Source organism: Staphylococcus durrellii (assembly GCF_015594545.1).
Taxonomy (GTDB): domain Bacteria; phylum Bacillota; class Bacilli; order Staphylococcales; family Staphylococcaceae; genus Staphylococcus; species Staphylococcus durrellii.
Genome location: NZ_JADIIO010000001.1, coordinates 446261 through 464023 on the forward strand (window position 1 = coordinate 446261; position 17763 = coordinate 464023).

General features: G+C 32.5%; 15 protein-coding genes and 1 pseudogene. 12 read left to right on the forward strand and 4 right to left on the reverse strand.

The genetic code is table 11. The features are described from left to right. Positions 1 to 354: 354 nt before the first annotated feature. Positions 355 to 1233 (reverse strand): ROK family protein, encoded by an 879-nt coding sequence (locus ISP02_RS01915; protein ID WP_195719986.1) that lies wholly within the window; start codon positions 1231 to 1233, stop codon positions 355 to 357. A gap of 200 nt (positions 1234 to 1433) precedes the next feature. On the opposite strand from ISP02_RS01915, the gene ISP02_RS01920 reads away from it, so the two are divergent. The 6 genes from ISP02_RS01920 to ISP02_RS01945 all read left to right on the forward strand — a co-directional run bounded on the left by ISP02_RS01920 (position 1434) and on the right by ISP02_RS01945 (position 7279). Next, on the forward strand, positions 1434 to 2315 hold the full coding sequence (locus ISP02_RS01920; protein ID WP_195719987.1) for an N-acetylneuraminate lyase: 882 nt from the start codon (positions 1434 to 1436) through the stop codon (positions 2313 to 2315). A gap of 25 nt (positions 2316 to 2340) precedes the next feature. Continuing rightward, entirely contained in the window at positions 2341 to 3870 is a 1530-nt protein-coding gene (locus ISP02_RS01925) for a sodium:solute symporter (protein ID WP_195719988.1), read from the forward strand. Positions 3871 to 3967: 97 nt separating this feature from the next. Next, on the forward strand, positions 3968 to 4498 hold the full coding sequence (locus ISP02_RS01930; protein ID WP_195719989.1) for an NAD(P)H-dependent oxidoreductase: 531 nt from the start codon (positions 3968 to 3970) through the stop codon (positions 4496 to 4498). 140 nt (positions 4499 to 4638) lie between these two features. After that, positions 4639 to 5442, forward strand: coding sequence for a Cof-type HAD-IIB family hydrolase (locus tag ISP02_RS01935; protein ID WP_195719990.1), 804 nt, complete (start codon positions 4639 to 4641; stop codon positions 5440 to 5442). Positions 5443 to 5535: 93 nt separating this feature from the next. After that, positions 5536 to 6195, forward strand: a complete 660-nt coding sequence (locus tag ISP02_RS01940; RefSeq protein WP_195719991.1) for an NAD(P)H-dependent oxidoreductase — start codon at positions 5536 to 5538, stop codon at positions 6193 to 6195. A gap of 88 nt (positions 6196 to 6283) precedes the next feature. Beyond that, positions 6284 to 7279: a D-2-hydroxyacid dehydrogenase gene (locus ISP02_RS01945; RefSeq protein ID WP_195719992.1), complete on the forward strand. Its 996-nt coding sequence runs from the start codon at positions 6284 to 6286 to the stop codon at positions 7277 to 7279. A gap of 68 nt (positions 7280 to 7347) precedes the next feature. Here the strand turns inward: ISP02_RS01945 and ISP02_RS01950 are convergent, their stop codons facing one another. Next, positions 7348 to 8151 (reverse strand): VOC family protein, encoded by an 804-nt coding sequence (locus ISP02_RS01950; RefSeq protein ID WP_195719993.1) that lies wholly within the window; start codon positions 8149 to 8151, stop codon positions 7348 to 7350. A gap of 220 nt (positions 8152 to 8371) precedes the next feature. On the opposite strand from ISP02_RS01950, the gene ISP02_RS01955 reads away from it, so the two are divergent. Further along, the gene (locus ISP02_RS01955) at positions 8372 to 10153 is read left to right on the forward strand and encodes an ABC transporter transmembrane domain-containing protein (protein ID WP_195719994.1); all 1782 of its coding nucleotides are present in this window, start codon (positions 8372 to 8374) and stop codon (positions 10151 to 10153) included. Then, positions 10146 to 11909 carry an ABC transporter ATP-binding protein gene (locus tag ISP02_RS01960; RefSeq protein ID WP_195719995.1) on the forward strand — a complete coding sequence of 588 codons (1764 nt, stop codon included), beginning with the start codon at positions 10146 to 10148 and terminating at the stop codon, positions 11907 to 11909. Before ISP02_RS01955 ends, ISP02_RS01960 begins: the two co-directional genes overlap by 8 nt. A gap of 374 nt (positions 11910 to 12283) precedes the next feature. Here ISP02_RS01960 and ISP02_RS01965 read toward each other — a convergent pair whose 3' ends face one another. Beyond that, a complete protein-coding gene (locus tag ISP02_RS01965; protein WP_195719996.1) occupies positions 12284 to 12562 on the reverse strand; it encodes a GNAT family N-acetyltransferase in 279 nt (92 codons plus the stop codon). Positions 12563 to 12713: 151 nt separating this feature from the next. On the opposite strand from ISP02_RS01965, the pseudogene ISP02_RS01970 reads away from it, so the two are divergent. After that, positions 12714 to 13681 (forward strand): annotated as a pseudogene (locus ISP02_RS01970) (metal ABC transporter solute-binding protein, Zn/Mn family). An 83-nt stretch (positions 13682 to 13764) separates the two neighbouring features. Here the strand turns inward: ISP02_RS01970 and aldA are convergent. Beyond that, positions 13765 to 15189 carry an aldehyde dehydrogenase gene (gene aldA, locus ISP02_RS01975; protein ID WP_195719997.1) on the reverse strand — a complete coding sequence of 475 codons (1425 nt, stop codon included), beginning with the start codon at positions 15187 to 15189 and terminating at the stop codon, positions 13765 to 13767. Between the two features lie 179 nt (positions 15190 to 15368). Between aldA and ISP02_RS01980 the strand changes: the two genes are divergently transcribed. The 3 genes from ISP02_RS01980 (at position 15369) to ISP02_RS01990 (ending at position 17745) form a co-directional block, all read left to right on the forward strand. Continuing rightward, positions 15369 to 15794 carry a MarR family winged helix-turn-helix transcriptional regulator gene (locus tag ISP02_RS01980; RefSeq protein WP_195719998.1) on the forward strand — a complete coding sequence of 142 codons (426 nt, stop codon included), beginning with the start codon at positions 15369 to 15371 and terminating at the stop codon, positions 15792 to 15794. 73 nt (positions 15795 to 15867) lie between these two features. Next, positions 15868 to 16833, forward strand: a complete 966-nt coding sequence (gene mhqE / locus ISP02_RS01985; protein ID WP_195719999.1) for a ring-cleaving dioxygenase MhqE — start codon at positions 15868 to 15870, stop codon at positions 16831 to 16833. Positions 16834 to 16848: 15 nt separating this feature from the next. Further along, the gene (locus ISP02_RS01990; RefSeq protein WP_195720000.1) at positions 16849 to 17745 is read left to right on the forward strand and encodes a VOC family protein; all 897 of its coding nucleotides are present in this window, start codon (positions 16849 to 16851) and stop codon (positions 17743 to 17745) included. The last annotated feature ends 18 nt before the right edge of the window (positions 17746 to 17763 follow it).

Sequence of the window (17763 nt, forward strand, 5' to 3'; positions counted from 1 at the left end):
GACTAGGTGAATTTAAAAGGTGAATAGGGGAAGCGTTTTATGCTTAGTTTAGCTACACATACATTTTCAAAATGGTAATTTTTATTGATATGAGATAGAAATTGCCATGTATACAGATAGTATTGAAGTTGTAACATTATAAGAAAACGGTTATCTGTAGATTTAAATGCTACTTTTCCTAAGTAAAAAGAGGCAATCAAACTAAGGATTAAAATAAAAAAGGCCAAGCAACGCGCTTGTATTCTAAATACGTTGCTTGGCTTTTTTGTATCTTGAGTCAAAGTTTCTTTTAATATTATTGATATTTAAATAACTAAATAGCTTCCCTTAAAAAGTGAAAGAAAGTTTCACAAATTAAAGCAGTTTAGTGATTGCACCAATAAGTGCCGCATTATTTAATGAAAGCGTCGTTTGTATTTTGGCATGACCATAATTATGCGGTAAAAAGAATTTGATTTTTGGAATAATATAATTTAAAAGATCATCACCTTGGGCAGAAATTGCACCGCCAATAAGTATGATATCGGGATCATAAATAATTTGAATTTGAGCAATACCCTCAGCTAAATGGAAACTCCAGTCATTCAAAATATCTTTAGCAATAGCTTTACCATTTTTAGCATCTTTAAAAAGTTGTTTTACATTGGAATCGTGATCGTAATTATAGCTGTTCATAAGTTTTTTTAATCCAGAAGTAGAGGCGCGTGTTTCGAATGTGGTTTCACTAGCACTGTCATATAGCAAGTAGCCAATTTGATTAGCACGGTGTCTAGAACCAATGTGAATGCCCAGTGTACTATTGTAAAATGCACCACCAATTCCGGTACCTATAGTTAAACAAAAAATATTATTTTGTTTATAGTTATAATACGTTAATTCGCCAAGTAAGGCGGCATTAACATCATTAAGCACGACAATGTCTGAACATATAGGAGCTAAATATGATTTAAAGTTTGTCCCTTTATAATTAGGTATTGTAGGCCCGCTATATATTACCGTACCTGATTGATCATCAATAACACCAGCGCTTGAAATACCGAGTTCTAATTTATTAATACCATATTTTTCTTTATAATATTCCGCTATACGATACACTTCATCAATAATCAAGTTTGTTACGTTGTTAGGTGTAGGTACACTATTAATTTCTACGATTGATAAGTCCTTAGCATTAATGATGGCGGATTTAATATTTGTTCCTCCAATATCAATTGCTACTTTATAATTACTCATTGTGCTCCTCCTTAAAGGATTTTTTGTGAATTTTTGAAAATATTTTTCATAAACATAACGGTTTATTGATTAATATTTTCAAAAATCTATTGATAAGTTAAATGTTAGCGTTTACAATTCAACCTGTAAAGTAAAAATTTAAACGAACTATTTATTATATAGTTACGTTTCGACATTATGAAAGCGGAGGGTTTTATATTATGCGTGAAGAAATGAAAGGTTTATATGCAGCTTTATTAGTTCCTTATGATGAACAAGGTCAAGTTAAAGAAGAAGCTTTAAAAGAATTTGCATTAAATGCTATAGATAATGAAGGATTAGACGGCTTGTACGTAAACGGAAGTTCAGGTGAGAATTTTTTAATTAGTACAGCTCAGAAAAAGCAAATCTTCAAAGTTGTTAAAGAAGTAATTGGAGATAAAGCACAACTAATCGCACAAGTTGGTTCTTTGGATTTAAATGAAGCAATTGAGTTAGGTAAATATGCTACTGAATTAGGTTACGATGCAATTTCTGCAGTAACACCATTCTATTATCCTTTCTCATTCGAAGAAATTAAAGATTACTATTTTGAACTTATTAAAGAAACTCAAAATGACTTAATTATTTATGCGATTCCTGGATTGACTGGTGTTGATATTTCAATGGATCAATTCGAAGAGTTATTCTCGAACGAGAGAGTTATTGGTGTTAAATATACAGCCCCTGATTTCTTCTTGCTTGAAAGAATTCGTAAAAATTTCCCAGGTAAATTAATCCTTTCTGGTTTCGATGAAATGTTAGTTCAAGCAGCTATATCAGGTGTTGATGGTGCTATCGGCTCTACTTATAACGTTAATGGTAAACGTGCACGAGCAATTTTTGAAAATGCTCAACAAGGTAATATCGAAAAAGCTTACGAACTACAACACGAAACAAACGACATTATCGCACCTGTATTAGAAATGGGTCTTCATGGTTCACTAAAAGAAATTCTTGCTTCAAGAGGATTAGAAAGTGGTTTACCAAAACGTCCATTTAGACCATTTAATGAAGACAACAGACAAAAATTAGAAAAATTAATTAAACAATATAATCTATAGAGCGTAACAAAGGGGATGAGCTTTTATGCAACAAGTGGGATTTGGCGCATGGAATTGGGTCGCGTTATTCATCTATCTAATTGTAATGTTATTAGTTGGTGCTTATTTTACTAAACGAGCAGGTAAAAATACCGAAAGTTTCTTTACTGCAAGTGGAAGATTACCATCTTGGGCAGTAGGTTTTTCTATTTACGCAACAACGTTAAGTGCGATTACTTACATGTCTACGCCAGAAAAAGCATTTTTAACAGACTGGTCTTATATCGCAGGTAATGTAGCTATTATTGCTATTATTCCATTATTAATTTATTTTTATGTACCATTCTTCAAAAAACTTAAAATCACTTCGGCATATGAATATTTAGAAGCACGTTTTGGACCAAGTATACGTGTTATTGGATCGCTACTATTTGTACTTTTCCATTTAGGTCGAATAGCTATCGTAATTTATTTACCAACTTTAGCTATTACTTCAGTATCTGATATGAATCCATATCTTGTAGTCACTTTAGTAGGGTTACTATGTATTGTTTATACATTCCTTGGTGGTTTTGAAGGGGTCGTATGGAGTGACTTTATCCAAGGTGTTATTTTATTAGGCGGAGCAATTTTAATTATCATTCTAGGTATTATTTACATGCCTGGCGGTTTCCATACATTAGCTAACGATGCAATCGAACATAAGAAAGTAATTAGTGCCGATAACTGGAAAATTAACAGCGCCGCTGCAGCCATACCTGTTATCTTTATTGGGAATATTTTTAATAATTTACACCAATATACGGCGAGTCAAGACGTTGTGCAACGTTATCAAGCATCATCTTCATTCAAAGAAACGGTTAAATCTTTATGGACAAACGGTGCATTAGTAATAATCTCTGCACCAATTTTCTATGGTATGGGAACGATGTTGTATTCTTTCTATCGTCATGCTGATAGTCTTCCAGAAGGTTTTAATACATCTTCAATCGTACCGTACTTCGTATTGACACAAATGCCTCCATTTGTAGGTGGAATATTAATCGCAGCCATATTTGCTGCCGCGCAGTCTACGATTTCATCAAGCTTGAATTCAATTTCAGCTTGTATATCTGTTGATATTAAGCATAGATTCTTTAGTAAAAGAAGTGAAAAATCAGAAGTTAAATTTGCCAGATGGGTCATTATTATAGCCGGTATTTTTGGTTATGCCATGTCGCTTTATTTAATCGCTTCAAATTCTAATGATTTATGGGACTTATTCTTATTAATAACTGGATTATTTGGTGTACCTTTAGCGGGTGTATTTGCTGTTGGTATTTTCACTAAACGTGCAAACAGCTTTGGTATTATCATTGGTCTAATTTTGGGTGCGATAGTTGCATATATAATGAATAAATTTGGTGGAGATAATTCTCCATTCATCGTTTCAATATTATCATTTGTTATCGCATTTGGTGCATCATATTTTGCTAGTTTCTTGGCACCAAAATATAATAAAGATATTACTGGACTTACAATCTATGAGAAAAATAAACCTTCAACATATATTTCTAAAGTTAAAAATGTGGAATAAAATGCTTAAGTTAAAATTTTCAAGCAAACTATTATGCAAAAATTGTGTGGTTATGTAATATAGGTTGGTATTAATTAACATAGAAAGGAAGAAATTAATGTCAACCTTAGTCATCATAGCTCACCCTGATATTGATCATTCAACAGTAAACAAAGCGTGGAAGGAAATACTTACTGAAAAGGGAGAATTAGCAACAATTCATGAATTATATCCTGCATATCCAGATGCTAAAATTGATATAGCTAAAGAACAAGAACGTTTAGCTAAACATGATAATGTGATATTCCAATTTCCATTATATTGGTATAGTTATCCACCACTATTAAAACAATACTTTGATGAAGTATTTACTTATGGTTGGGCGTATGGTTCAGCAGGTAATGCATTGAAGGACAAAAAGTTTGCAGCTGCAGTTTCAATCGGATCTCCTGAATCGGCTTATACTATAGATGGCTATGTACAATATACTATCGACACATTGTTAACGCCTTTAAAAGCAACATCAAGATTTGTAGGTGCACAATATGTTGCTACGCATACACTATATAGCACTTTGAATATTAAATCAGATTTACTTGAAACTAATCAGCTTGACTATGTTTCTTTTGTTCAACAATTAAGCAAATAACAGAGGTGTCTAGGCTATGTACATTACTATGTTGGTAATTTACATAATCTAGACATTTTTATTATGTATATAGTTACTTTTAATGCATATTCGAAATATATATAATAAAAGTAAATACAAAAAAGGTTTGAGGGGTAAATATGATAAAAGCAATCGCAGTTGATATGGATGGAACTTTCTTAGACAGTAATAAAAACTATGATGAGCGTAGATTCAATCATATTTTTAAACAGTTACAGCAGCAAGGTGTAAAATTTATTGCAGCAAGTGGTAATCAATATGCTAAATTAGTATCAATATTTGGTGAACGAGATATGTATTTTATTGCTGAAAATGGTTCAGTAATTTATAACGGAAGTGAATTATATGATTATAAAGCCTTTGATTATGACGTTTATAAAAAATTAATCGACTATATTCATAAAGAACGAGGTATGTCGGATATTATTATTTGTGGTTTACAAAGTGCTTATATATTAAAAAATACGAGTGATGACTTTAAAAAAAATGCGCACTTTTATTATAGACAATTACAAGAGGTAGATTCCTTTGATATGTTGCCACAAGACGAATTTGTGAAAGTTGCATTTAACATAAATCGTCAAACCCATCCTGATCTAGATGATGAACTCTTAAAAAAGTTTCATAACGATATTGGATTAGTTTCTAGCGGTCGCGATAGTGTCGATATTATTATTCCTAATATGACAAAGGGTAACGCATTAAAACGGTTACTTGATAAATGGGGTTTATTACCATCACAACTTATGGCATTTGGAGATGCTAACAATGATTACGATATGTTAGAGCTTGCTGAATATAGTTATGTAATGCAAAATAGCGAAGACCAAGCTTTGTTTGATGTAGCTAATCATATTGCACCTTCAAATGATAACCAAGGCGTGTTGTCAGTTATAGAAGAGCAAGTACATATAAACGACTAATTATATAGATACGCATATTGTTTTTAGTTGATGCAATTTATCCATTATACTAACGTTAGTGAAATTTTAACAAGAAAGGATGGCAACATAGTAATGTCGGATATAAAAGAAAATATTTTAGATGCATTTAATTTTAGACATGCAACTAAACGCTTTGATGCGAGCAAGAAAATAAATGAGGACGATTTTAATACGATACTTGAAACAGGTAGATTATCTCCAAGTTCTTTAGGATTAGAACCTTGGAAATTTTTAGTGATTCAAAATCGTGACTTACGAAATAAATTACGAGAAATCAGTTGGGGGGCTCAAGGTCAATTAGACACTGCTAGCCACTTTGTATTGATATTAGCGCGTAAAAATGTGACATCTAAATCAGACTATGTTCAGCATATGATTCACGATATTAAACAATATGACCCTGCTACAATACCAGCCGTAGAGGAAAAATATGACAGTTTCCAAACCAGTGCCCATATTAACGATAACGAGCGTACATTAGTAGACTGGGCAAGCAAACAATCTTATATTGCTTTAGGTAACATGATGACTACTGCAGCGTTTTTAGGCGTCGATTCATGCCCAATCGAAGGATTCGACTACGATGGCGTAACTGAATTGCTAATAAATGAAGGTATTTTGGATAATGAGCATTTTGTTCCTGCCACAATGGTAGCGTTTGGTTATAGAGAAACTGAACCTAAAGCTAAAGTACGTCAACCTCAAGAAGATATAGTTGAATGGTATAATTAAAAAGTGGCTGGCCTAGAAATAGGTCAGTTTTTTAAAAATGAAATATAGGGTATAACATTATTAGCAAACATCAAAAGGAGTAATAAATATGAAATTAAAGTTATTTGATGTTGGTAATGATGAAGCACCATTTGTTGAAAAATGGGCAAATTATAATAATATAGAAGTCGATTATGTCCGAAACTCACTAACGCGTGAGAATATTAGCGAGGTATTCGGTTATGATGGAATATGTGTAAGTCATAATGGTCCATTTGACAATAGTTTATTTAAAGATTTAAAAAACATGGGTATTAAACAAATTGCACAAAGAAGTGCTGGATTTGATATGTATGATTTAGAACAAGCTACAAAAAATAATATTAAAATAACTAATGTACCTAGTTATTCACCGAATTCAATAGCAGAGTATGCTATTATGGGCGCACTATATTTTGTTAGAAAAGTACCCACAGTACAACACTACGTCGCCAAGCAAGACTTTAGATGGCAACCTCCAATAATGGCACGTCCTATAAAAGGGTTAACTGTTGCGGTGATAGGTACTGGTAGAATTGGATATATCACAGCTGAATTATTTTATCATATGGGATGTAACGTTATCGGATATGATATTCAGCCTAATCCCAAAGCCGAAAAGTTCATAACGTATAAAGATACAGTAGAAGAAGCGGTTAAAGATGCCGACATTGTAACAGTCCATACACCTGCGACAACGGATAATATAATGATGTTTAATGATAAATTGTTTAGTCATTTTAAAGATAGCGCTATTTTTATTAATTGTGCTCGAGGCATACTTGTTAATACCAAAGCGTTGATAAATGCTTTAGATTCACGCAAATTAAGTGGTGCGGTTATTGATACCTACGAAAATGAGGCAACTTATTTTAGAAAAGATTTCAGAGATAAACAAATTGAAGATGATCTATTAAAATCATTAATGGAACGTGATGATGTATTGTTATCTCCACATATAGCTTTTTACACTAATGAATCAGTTAAAAATTTAGTCGAATGTAGTTTGAACAGTACGAAAGCTATCATACAAAAAGGAAATTCTGAGTTTGTAGTAAATAAGTAAAACAATAAAAGTGCCAGCAAGTTACCAACTTTAATGATAACTTGCTGGCGCTTTTTATATTTTTGATATTAGTTTGGCACTACGGTTGTATTGCTATGAAGCGTAACGGCTATTCCTTCGGGGCTTATAATATTCTTGCTAATAGTATCCGGTATATATATATCTATATGAGATAGACCTAAACTTTGGTCATTATCGATGCGCTTTTTATTAGATTGCCATGTATTTACTGCAATGTGATGGTGATAATAATTTGTAGACATAAACAAAGCTTGTGGAAATTTAGATACATGTTGGAAATTTAACTTATTAATATAAAATTGGCGCGCGTTATCAAGGTTTGCGGTTTTTAAATGTAAATGACCTATTTGAGCTTGATCGGGCATGCCAGTCCAACCTTTAGCTGTTTGTTGTGCTAATAAATTGTCTACCTCTACTTGTAAAGTATCCATTGATACAAAGTTATCTTTCCACTGCCATATTTCAGGGTTACGGTCATAATATATTTCAATTCCATTGCCTTCAATATCATTAAAATATAGTGCTTCACTAACGAGGTGATCTCCACCACTAATTTGTACCCTGTGTAAAGAGGCAAATTTTAAGAAATTTGCTAAGTCGGCTTTACTAGGTAGTAAAATGGCTATATGAAATAAACCAGCTTCTGATAAGTCAGGTCTACGTGGGTTGTCGATTTGATTAAGTGTTAATGTATGCCCTCTAGTACCTATTGCTAAGACATTATGATCACTATTCGCAGTTACTATTTTTAGTCCCAATAAATTTGTATAAAATTGGGTCATTTGTTCTAGGTTTTGGACATTTAGTGTAATGCCCGTTACTTGAGTAGCAGTTTTGTCATGAAATGTCATATGATTACCTCTTATCTGTTTGCTTGTATTTAATTTTGATACAAGTAAAATTTATAGCACTGATAAAGTTTAGTCAACAAATAAGTTTGAAGCGATAAAATTTTCAGGTAAATATATTAGCATATCATTTAAGTACTAAATTTAATTATATGAGTGTTTTAACTGTAGTGATTATTATTGTGTTATTATATAACGTAATAATGAGTAAAGGGGTGGGAGCATGAATGTGTTTTATAGACTATCATGGTTTTTTAAAGCTCAAAGGAAGTATTATATTTTAGGACTTATTATGTTGCTCTTAATAGCGCTATTAGAACTTTTACCACCTCAAATAATTGGTAAGACAATAGATAGTATCACTAAAAAAACATTGACGCCCGAGCAGTTATCGTTATACTTAATTGTTTTAGCGGTAGCCGCAATATTAATTTACATATTTAGATATATATGGCGTGTTTCGATTTTTGGAACGAGCCAAAAGCTAGGTAATATTTTAAGGCGTTATTTATATCATAAATATACGGAAATGAGTTCCCAATTTTTCCAAAGAAGACGAACTGGCGATTTAATGGCACATGCTACTAATGATATTAATGCAGTACAAAATGCAGCCGGTGCAGGTATTTTAATGATAGCCGATTCTTTAATAACAGGTGGGATGGTTATTATTACTATGGCAATTACAATAAGTTGGCAATTAACGTTAATCGTTTTAATACCATTACCTATCATGGTTTTATTAACACGTTATTACGGTCGTTTACTCAGTAAAGGATTTAAAAAATCACAAGCTGCCTTTAGCAGACTTAATGATAAGACGCAAGAAAGTGTAGCTGGAATCAAAGTAACCAAAACTTTTGGCTATGAGAAAGAAGATCAGTCTGATTTTAGCAAACTTAGTGATGATGTGGTTGAGAAAAATTTAACTGTAGCTAAAATTGATTCGCTATTCGATCCTACAATCATGTTAGTTTTTGGGACTAGTGAATTTTTAGCCATTGCCTTCGGTTCTCATATGGTATTTGCCGAAACGATTACGCTTGGTCAATTAATTACCTTCTCAACTTATTTAGGTATGCTGGTTTGGCCATTACTTGCTTTAGGTTTATTTTTTAATATTGTGCAAAGAGCTAAAGCATCTTATGAACGAATAGATAATATTTTAAATAGTTCAAACGGTATTGATACTTCATATTCTTTTAATGAAAGACCTCAAGGTAATATTCAATTTAATATATCCGTGTTCCATTACCCAGGATACGAATCTAGAGGTTTAAATGAGGTTCACTTTACAATAGAAAGTGGTAATACATTAGGGATCGTAGGTAGAACGGGTTCCGGTAAAAGTACGTTAATTAAATTGTTATTAAGAGAATTTGATACATTGAACTCTGACGATATTACTTATAATGGTACGCCTATTTCATTTTATAGTCGTAATGCTTTGAGAGCCCAATTTGGTTACGTTCCACAGGAACATTTTTTGTTTTCTTCTACGATTCGTAATAATATAGCTTTTGGAAATATCGAAATCGATGACAATCAAATATATCATGTGAGTAAGATGAGTCATATTCATAAGGATATAATTCAATTTCCTAAAGGATATGATACAGTCGTTGGTGAACGTGGCGTTTCATTGTCAGGAGGTCAAAAGCAACGTATTTCTATAGCTCGCGCATTATTATTAAATCCAGAAGTATTAATTTTAGATGATTCATTATCTGCAGTGGATGCACAAACAGAAGAGGCTATATTAAATAATTTGCAAGAACTAAGAAATGACAAAACAAATATTATTACTGCGCATCGGATGAGTGCAGTGAAAGACGCAGACCTAATTTTAGTTATGGACCAAGGTACAATTGTTGAGAGAGGCACGCATGAACAATTAATGCGTAATCAAGGCTGGTATTATGATACTTATACTGCACAAGCATTACAATCAAAGTATTTTCAAAACTTAGATGACTTGACGAAAGGGGATGGTCAAGATGAGTGAGATGATTAAGTTATCTGCCAAACAACAAAGTGCTACAATTAAACGCCTTTTTAAATATACCATCCCTTATAAAGGTACTATCGCTTTGGCTTTTATTATGTTAACGATTTCTACAATAGCTAGTATGATAGCGCCGTATTTGATTAAAATATTTTTAGATGATTTTTTAACACCCAGACATTTCCCAGGTAATAAATTAACTTTATTGATAGCAGTATTTGTTATCGTCCAAATATTGGGCGCTATAGCTACATATTTAAATAGCTATATGTTTCAATATTTATCTTTTAAAGTAATTCAACAGTTGAGAATAGATGCATTTAACAAGCTTGGAAAATTAGGGATGAGATATTATGATAAGGTGCCAGGTGGCAGTATTGTTTCTCGCTTAACTAACGATACTGAAACAATAGTAGACATGTTTATTAATGTATTTTCATCTGTTTTAATGGCCTTATTTATGATGATATCAAGTTATATTATGATGTTTATTTTAGATGTTAAACTAGCACTAATCTCATTGGTATTTATGCCAGTTATTTTCGTGCTTCTGGCGGTTTATCGTAAATATTCTGCAATGCTATTTAATAAATCTAGACAGTTATTGTCTGATTTGAATTCAAAATTAGCAGAATCTATTGAAGGTATGAAAATAATTCAAGCTTTTAATCAAGAACGCAGATTAAATCGTGAATTTAATAATATTAATGATGAGCATTATAACTATATGCTTAAAACTGTTAAATTAGATAGTATCTTATTACGACCAGCAATCAGCATGATTTCAATTATAGCGACAATAGTTATTTTAGGTTATTTTGGCATTATTAGTTTTAATACTTCTATTACTGCTGGTATCGTTTTTGCTTTTATTCAGTATATGGAACGTTTTTTTGAACCGGTTAACCAAGTGAGTCAAAATTTAAATGTATTGCAACAAGCACTCGTATCTGCTAATCGAGTATTTAAACTTATTGATGATGATACCTATGAACCAGTGCAAGATGAACAACCTAAATATGCAATCACGGATGGTAAAGTTGAATTTAGAGATGTAACTTTTAGTTATGATGGTGAAACTGAGGTACTTAAAGATATTAGTTTCACTGTTAATCCAGGTGAGACCGTAGCATTGGTTGGGCATACCGGATCTGGCAAAAGCTCTATCATTAACTTGTTTATGCGTTTTTATGAATTTGAGCAGGGACAAATCTTGATAGATAATCAATCCATAAAAAAAATTAATAAAAATGAAATGAAAAATAAAATTGGATTGGTGCTACAAGATGCTTTTATTTTTTATGGCACGGTGACTTCAAACATTAAATTATATCATCCAACGATGACATTTGAACAAGTTAAAGAAGCAGCGAACTTTGTTAGAGCAAATCAATTTATAGAACGACTTGAAAATCAATATGAACATGCTGTAATTGAAAAAGGTAGCGCATTTTCTAGTGGAGAAAGACAATTAATAGCTTTTGCACGTACTATGGCTATGAATCCTAAAATATTGATTTTGGATGAAGCTACGGCAAATATAGACTCGGAAACTGAAGAACAAATACAACAATCATTGAGCCAGATGCGTCGTGGAAGAACTACAATCGCTATCGCACATAGACTATCAACAATACAAGACGCAGATCAAATATTAGTGCTAAATCATGGTGAAATAGTTGAAAGAGGTACGCACGAACAATTAGTCATTCAAGATGGTATATATAATAATATGTATAAATTACAAAATGGTTAAAGCAATGAGCACGCTTTAAAAGTTGAAAAGGACGAAAACCTTAATGAATAGCCAATCAATGTGTTAGCACTTCAGGCACTTTGCTTGGCTTTTTTTATTAAAAAGATCAATATTATTATAAACTTTGCTCACTATAAAAGTATTTCTTTATGTTTAAAGCGATAATATTTCTGCTTATATAATAGATGATATTTCTCTTTGATGTGCAGCTTGCATATTTAGTTTAATATTTATTGTTTTAATTTTTAACCTCAAACGTATAGGCAGCAATGCAACTCTATATCAAAAAACAAATGACAATATCTAGTAGAATAAACTAGATATTGTCATTTGTAAGTTGATTAAAGATGTTTCGTAACATACCGTAGTATGTTTTATCCTGCGTAAACATCTTGGTATTCGTCATGCTTTTCAATTACCTTTTTAGCAAATGGGCATGAAGCACTGACTTTTAAATTATTATCGCGAGCATAATTGACTACTGCTTCTACTAACTGAGAACCAATACCTTGTCCGCCAAATTCTTCAGGCACACCAGTATGGTCTATATTGATTTGGTTATCGTTAACTGTTACATAAGTGATTTGTGCTTGAGGGTTATTTTCGTTCTCGCCAATATAAAATTTATTGTTACCTTGTTTAATTTCAGCCATCAAATTACCTCCTTATTATAATTACTACTATAAGTATATCACCGTTGGCATATTTTCAAACACTGAGGCGTATATGAGCATAGTACATATAATTGTTACAATTGATATTATTCTAAAAGAGGTTTATAGTTTTAACGGAATAATAGCGATTATGGAGGGGCACATTTTGAGGAAAGCAGTACCACTCTTTGCTATAGCACTCATATGTTTAATATTAAGTAGCTGTAGTTCTCAGAGTAAACATCATAAAAAAATAAGCGAAGACAATAAATTAAATATATATACGACAGTTTTTGCTTTCCAAAGCTTTACGCAACAAATAGGTGGAAAATATGTCAATGCACAATCTATCTATCCACCTGGGGTTGATACGCATTCTTACGAGCCTACGCAGCGTAACATGATAGATATAGCGAAAAGTGATTTATTTATATATACTAGTGATAATATGGATCCAGTAGCACATAAAATCGCGGTATCTATCAAAAATAACGACATTAAATTGCCTGTTGCACAAGGCCTCGGCCAATCAAACTTATTACCAAGTGATGAAGATGATGGACATGAAGAGGAACATTCGTCTCACCATCATGGTGAAGAAAATAATGACCCACATGTATGGTTAGACCCAGTCTTAGATCGAAAATTTGCTTTGAAAATAAAAAATGAATTAATAAAAAAGATTCTCAACATAAAATGTACTATGAACAAAACTATCGTAAACTTGATAAAGATTTAAAAAACATGGATAAACGTTTGGATGACATTACACGCAATCCAAAAAGGAAAACAGTCGTTATTTCGCATGATTCATTAGGGTATTTAGCGCATCGTTATCATTTTAACCAAGTAGGTGTTACCGGCATGAACAATGAAGATCCAAGTCAACAAGAAATAATAACAATCATGAACAATATTAAACAAACGCACCAACCCTATGTGCTATATGAACAAAATATTTCATCTAAACTAACCGATATAATAAAAAAAGAAACGAATACAAAACCATTAAGTTTTAATAATTTAGCTACGCGCAATAAAGGTGATAGTGACAATGTCCAATATCAAAAAATAATGCAGAAAAATATTAAAACTTTAGATACCGCATTAAATAAGTAGTTAAAAATAACGCTGTTCATATTGAATAAATTATCAATATGAACAGCGTTATTTTTTGTCAATTTCATTATTGTAACTGACTATTAGTCATAACGAATATAAGATACTGTTGTATTGTAATATTCTTCAAATCCATGTATACCATCTGCACCGCCTAAGCCCGATTCTCTCCAACCTGCGTGATAACCATTGACTACTTCTTCAGCTTCACAGTTAGCATAAACCTCGCCAAATTTAAGCTGTTCAGTAGCAGTCATAACTTCTTTTAAATTTTCGGAGAAAATATAAGAAGATAGACCGGCAGTTGTGTCATTAGCAAGATTTATCGCTTCGTTCAAATCACTATAAGTTACAATAGGAATAACTGGACCAAAGATTTCATTTTTGAAAGCTTCGTCTTCTGGTTGCACGTTATCTAAAATTGTAGGTGCATAATAATAACCATTTCTATCTATTATGTTGCCTCCAAGTACTAACTTAGCCCCATTATTGACAGCTTGTTTAACTTTGTTATCAATGCTTTCTAGTTGTTTTTGATTGATTATAGCTCCATAATCGGTATTTTCATCAAACGGGTCTCCAACATTCAAACCTTGCATTTTTGCAGATAATTTAGAGAGGAATTCATCATGTACATCGTCGTGGACAATTATTCTTTCTGGACAAGTACATACCTGACCTGCGTTATTTATACGTGCAGTGACAATGTAGTCGACCGCTTTATCTAGATTGGCATTTGCAGTGACGAGTGCAGGCGCATTGCCACCTAATTCTAAATTAGCTTTTTTTATATTGCTAGCACTATTTTCTAATACCGATTTACCGGCTTTCATACTTCCGGTTAAAGAAATAAGTTGTATATCGGGATGTTGTGCTAATTGTGTTCCTACAGTTTCTCCTGTACCAGGTAATATTTGGACTAAACCTGCAGGAATTGTAGATTGTTTAAATAACTGAGCCAATTTTAAAGTTAGTAAGGTAGTTTCTTCACTTGGTTTAATTACGACCGAACAGCCAGTAATTAATGCCGGAATAACTTTACGCATTAGTACCAAGATAGGTGCATTCCAAGGAACTATGCCTGCTGTAACACCGACAGGTTTTTTTGTTAATTGAATTGTTTCATTCTCACGTGTGTTCTGTAATACTTCGCCTTTATTAGACATACTTAAACCAGTCATATAATCGATGAACTGTATTGATTTATCAATCTCGCCAATTGCTGAAGATAAGATTTTTCCTTGTTCTTTTACGTAAAATTCTGCGATTTCATTTTTATTTTGTTCAAGCAATGGAATTAACATTTTAACGTGTTCTGCACGATTCGGTTGGGTAACTTTTTCCCATTCTTGTTGTGCGTGTTTAGATTTTTCTACTGCAACATTTACTTCTTCAGCAGTTGCAAGTGTTATCGTATCAAATGTTTCTCCAGTAGCTGGATTAATAACATTCATAGTTTCAGTTGATTTACTTTCGATAAATTCATTGTTAATAAATAATTGGTTCATTTATGACACCTCCACATTGTATAAATACCACAAAAAGACATTTTAGAAACCCAAACAATAAGTTATGACCAACAATTGTAAACTCAGTGATATATTTTTTATACTTAAGTTATTGACATGTAGAAAGAACCATTATATAATTATCTCGAATTCGAAATAAATAGGAGGTTAATAAAACAATGGACCGAACGAAGGCATCACTAAATTCATTTGTTGGTTTAAACCGTACTTTAGATTATTTGGAGCAGATAGTTCGTGAAGATATAAAGCAATATGGTCTAAATGTTACCGAATTTGCAGTCCTAGAGTTGTTGTATAATAAAGGTGATCAACCTATCCAACGTATACGTCAAAGGGTATTAATCGCCAGCAGCAGCATTAGCTATGTGGTTGATAAATTGGAAGAAAAAGGCTATGTAACTCGTGTAAAAGACCTCCAAGATAAGCGGATTTATAATGCAACTTTGACTGAAGAAGGTCGAACTTTAATGGCTCAAATATTCCCACAACATGCTCAAACGTTAACATCTACGTTTTCAGTGTTATCTGAAAAAGAGTTGGAATCATTACAATATATTTTAAAGAAGTTAAGTGCTCAAACTTAGTAGTTTCGAAGCACTTAAAAAATAATTATTTATATCTCTAAATCGAGATAAATTTATGGAAGAAGGTTTTATTATGACAAACAATCAATTATTAGGAATACATCACGTAACTGCAATTACAGATGATGCAGAGCGAAATTATAATTTTTTTACTAAAGTATTAGGTATGAGATTAGTAAAAAAAACTGTTAACCAAGATGATATTTATACGTATCATACTTTTTTTGCCGATGACGTAGGTTCACCAGGTACAGACATGACATTCTTTGATTTCCCAAATGTTCCAAAAGGGGAAAGTGGAACAAATTCTATAACTAGACCATCATTTAGAGTTCCAAATGATAGCGCATTAGCTTATTATAAACAACGTTTCGATGAATTTGATGTAAAACATGATGGAATTCAAACGCTATTTGGTAAAAAGGTCTTGCCATTTGAAGAAGCAGATGGCCAAAATTATCAACTTGTTTCTGATGAACATAATACTGGCGTAGATCCAGGTAAACCATGGCTAGAAGGACCTGTACCAACTGATAAAGCTATTTATGGTTTAGGTCCTATTGAAATTACAGTGAGTTATTTCGATGAATTCAAACAAATTTTAGAAGGTCTTTACGGTATGGTAACTATAAATGAAGAGGATAATATCGCTTTACTTAATGTTGGCGAAGGAGGCAATGGTGGCCAAGTCATTTTAAGACAAGATAAAGAAAGTGACAGTGCTAAACAAGGTTATGGCGAAGTTCATCATGTATCATTTAGAGTGAAAGATCATGATGCTATTGAATCATGGTTGCACAAATACCAAGAACAACATATTGGTAACTCAGGACTCGTTGATCGTTTTTATTTTGAAGCACTTTATGCAAGAATCGGCCATATATTATTAGAAGTTTCGACTGATGGTCCAGGATTTATGGGTGATGAACCATATGAAACACTAGGTGAAGGATTATCATTGCCACCATTTTTAGAAGAACAACGTGAATATATTGAAGCTCAAATCAGACCATTCGACACATCACGTAATAATGAATAAGAGGTGAGTAATAATATGAGAGCAATTCAAAACATTCACCACATTTCAGCTATTGTTGGTGATCCAGAAGAAAATATCAAATTTTACAGAGATGTTTTAAAGCTAAAATTAATCAAAAAAACCGTAAATTATGATGATCCCTCAACTTATCATTTATATTTTTCTAATGATTCAGTAGAGAATGGTACAATTTTGACTTTTTTCAATTGGCCTAATGCTTACAAAGGTAGAGTTGGTGCTGGTCAAGTGAGTACTATTGCCTTTCGTATCCCTAAAGGTTCAAATGAGATTTGGGAACAACATTTAACAAGTCACAATATCAAAGTGACTCGGATGAGTCTTTTTGATAGTAATGCACTTATGTTTAAAGACACACACGGCTTATCATTAGCGCTTGTGGAAGATTCTGAAGCAAGAGATACTGATGATATCATTGGATTCCACGGTGTGACTATGTTATCTGAAAACCCAGAACAAACTATTAAACTGCTTACTGAAGAAATGGGTTTAAAAAAGCTTAACGATAAAAGCAATGAAACACATCTCGCTACTTTAGGTGACTGGCAACATCACGTTTTAGTTAAAAAAATATTCCCTAATGTGCCCAGTAGATGGGGCGTAGGTGTTGTGCATCATATTGCATGGTCCGTGCCAGATCAAGAAACACAATTAGAATGGAGATCCAGATTAGCAAATAAAGACTATAGATTAACAGAAGTGAAAGAACGTTTTTATTTTAAATCCGTATATATGGCAGAACCAGGTAACATTATATTTGAATTTGCTACAGATGGACCTGGATTTACAATAGATGAACCGATTGAAAAGTTAGGACAAAACTTAATGTTACCACCACAGCTTGAAGAACGGCGAGAAGAGTTAATACAGCAATTACCAAATATAAATGTATAATTTTATTAGAGGAGTTGA

What these genes read in the sequence shown, in the direction of transcription:
- ISP02_RS01915 (WP_195719986.1), bottom strand. Translation starts at nt 1,233, where the DNA reads ATGAGTAATTATAAAGTAGCAATTGATATTGGAGGAACAAATATTAAA.
- ISP02_RS01920 (WP_195719987.1), top strand. Translation starts at nt 1,434, where the DNA reads ATGCGTGAAGAAATGAAAGGTTTATATGCAGCTTTATTAGTTCCTTAT.
- ISP02_RS01925 (WP_195719988.1), top strand. Translation starts at nt 2,341, where the DNA reads ATGCAACAAGTGGGATTTGGCGCATGGAATTGGGTCGCGTTATTCATC.
- ISP02_RS01930 (WP_195719989.1), top strand. Translation starts at nt 3,968, where the DNA reads ATGTCAACCTTAGTCATCATAGCTCACCCTGATATTGATCATTCAACA.
- ISP02_RS01935 (WP_195719990.1), top strand. Translation starts at nt 4,639, where the DNA reads ATGATAAAAGCAATCGCAGTTGATATGGATGGAACTTTCTTAGACAGT.
- ISP02_RS01940 (WP_195719991.1), top strand. Translation starts at nt 5,536, where the DNA reads ATGTCGGATATAAAAGAAAATATTTTAGATGCATTTAATTTTAGACAT.
- ISP02_RS01945 (WP_195719992.1), top strand. Translation starts at nt 6,284, where the DNA reads ATGAAATTAAAGTTATTTGATGTTGGTAATGATGAAGCACCATTTGTT.
- ISP02_RS01950 (WP_195719993.1), bottom strand. Translation starts at nt 8,151, where the DNA reads ATGACATTTCATGACAAAACTGCTACTCAAGTAACGGGCATTACACTA.
- ISP02_RS01955 (WP_195719994.1), top strand. Translation starts at nt 8,372, where the DNA reads ATGAATGTGTTTTATAGACTATCATGGTTTTTTAAAGCTCAAAGGAAG.
- ISP02_RS01960 (WP_195719995.1), top strand. Translation starts at nt 10,146, where the DNA reads ATGAGTGAGATGATTAAGTTATCTGCCAAACAACAAAGTGCTACAATT.
- ISP02_RS01965 (WP_195719996.1), bottom strand. Translation starts at nt 12,562, where the DNA reads ATGGCTGAAATTAAACAAGGTAACAATAAATTTTATATTGGCGAGAAC.
- aldA (WP_195719997.1), bottom strand. Translation starts at nt 15,189, where the DNA reads ATGAACCAATTATTTATTAACAATGAATTTATCGAAAGTAAATCAACT.
- ISP02_RS01980 (WP_195719998.1), top strand. Translation starts at nt 15,369, where the DNA reads ATGGACCGAACGAAGGCATCACTAAATTCATTTGTTGGTTTAAACCGT.
- mhqE (WP_195719999.1), top strand. Translation starts at nt 15,868, where the DNA reads ATGACAAACAATCAATTATTAGGAATACATCACGTAACTGCAATTACA.
- ISP02_RS01990 (WP_195720000.1), top strand. Translation starts at nt 16,849, where the DNA reads ATGAGAGCAATTCAAAACATTCACCACATTTCAGCTATTGTTGGTGAT.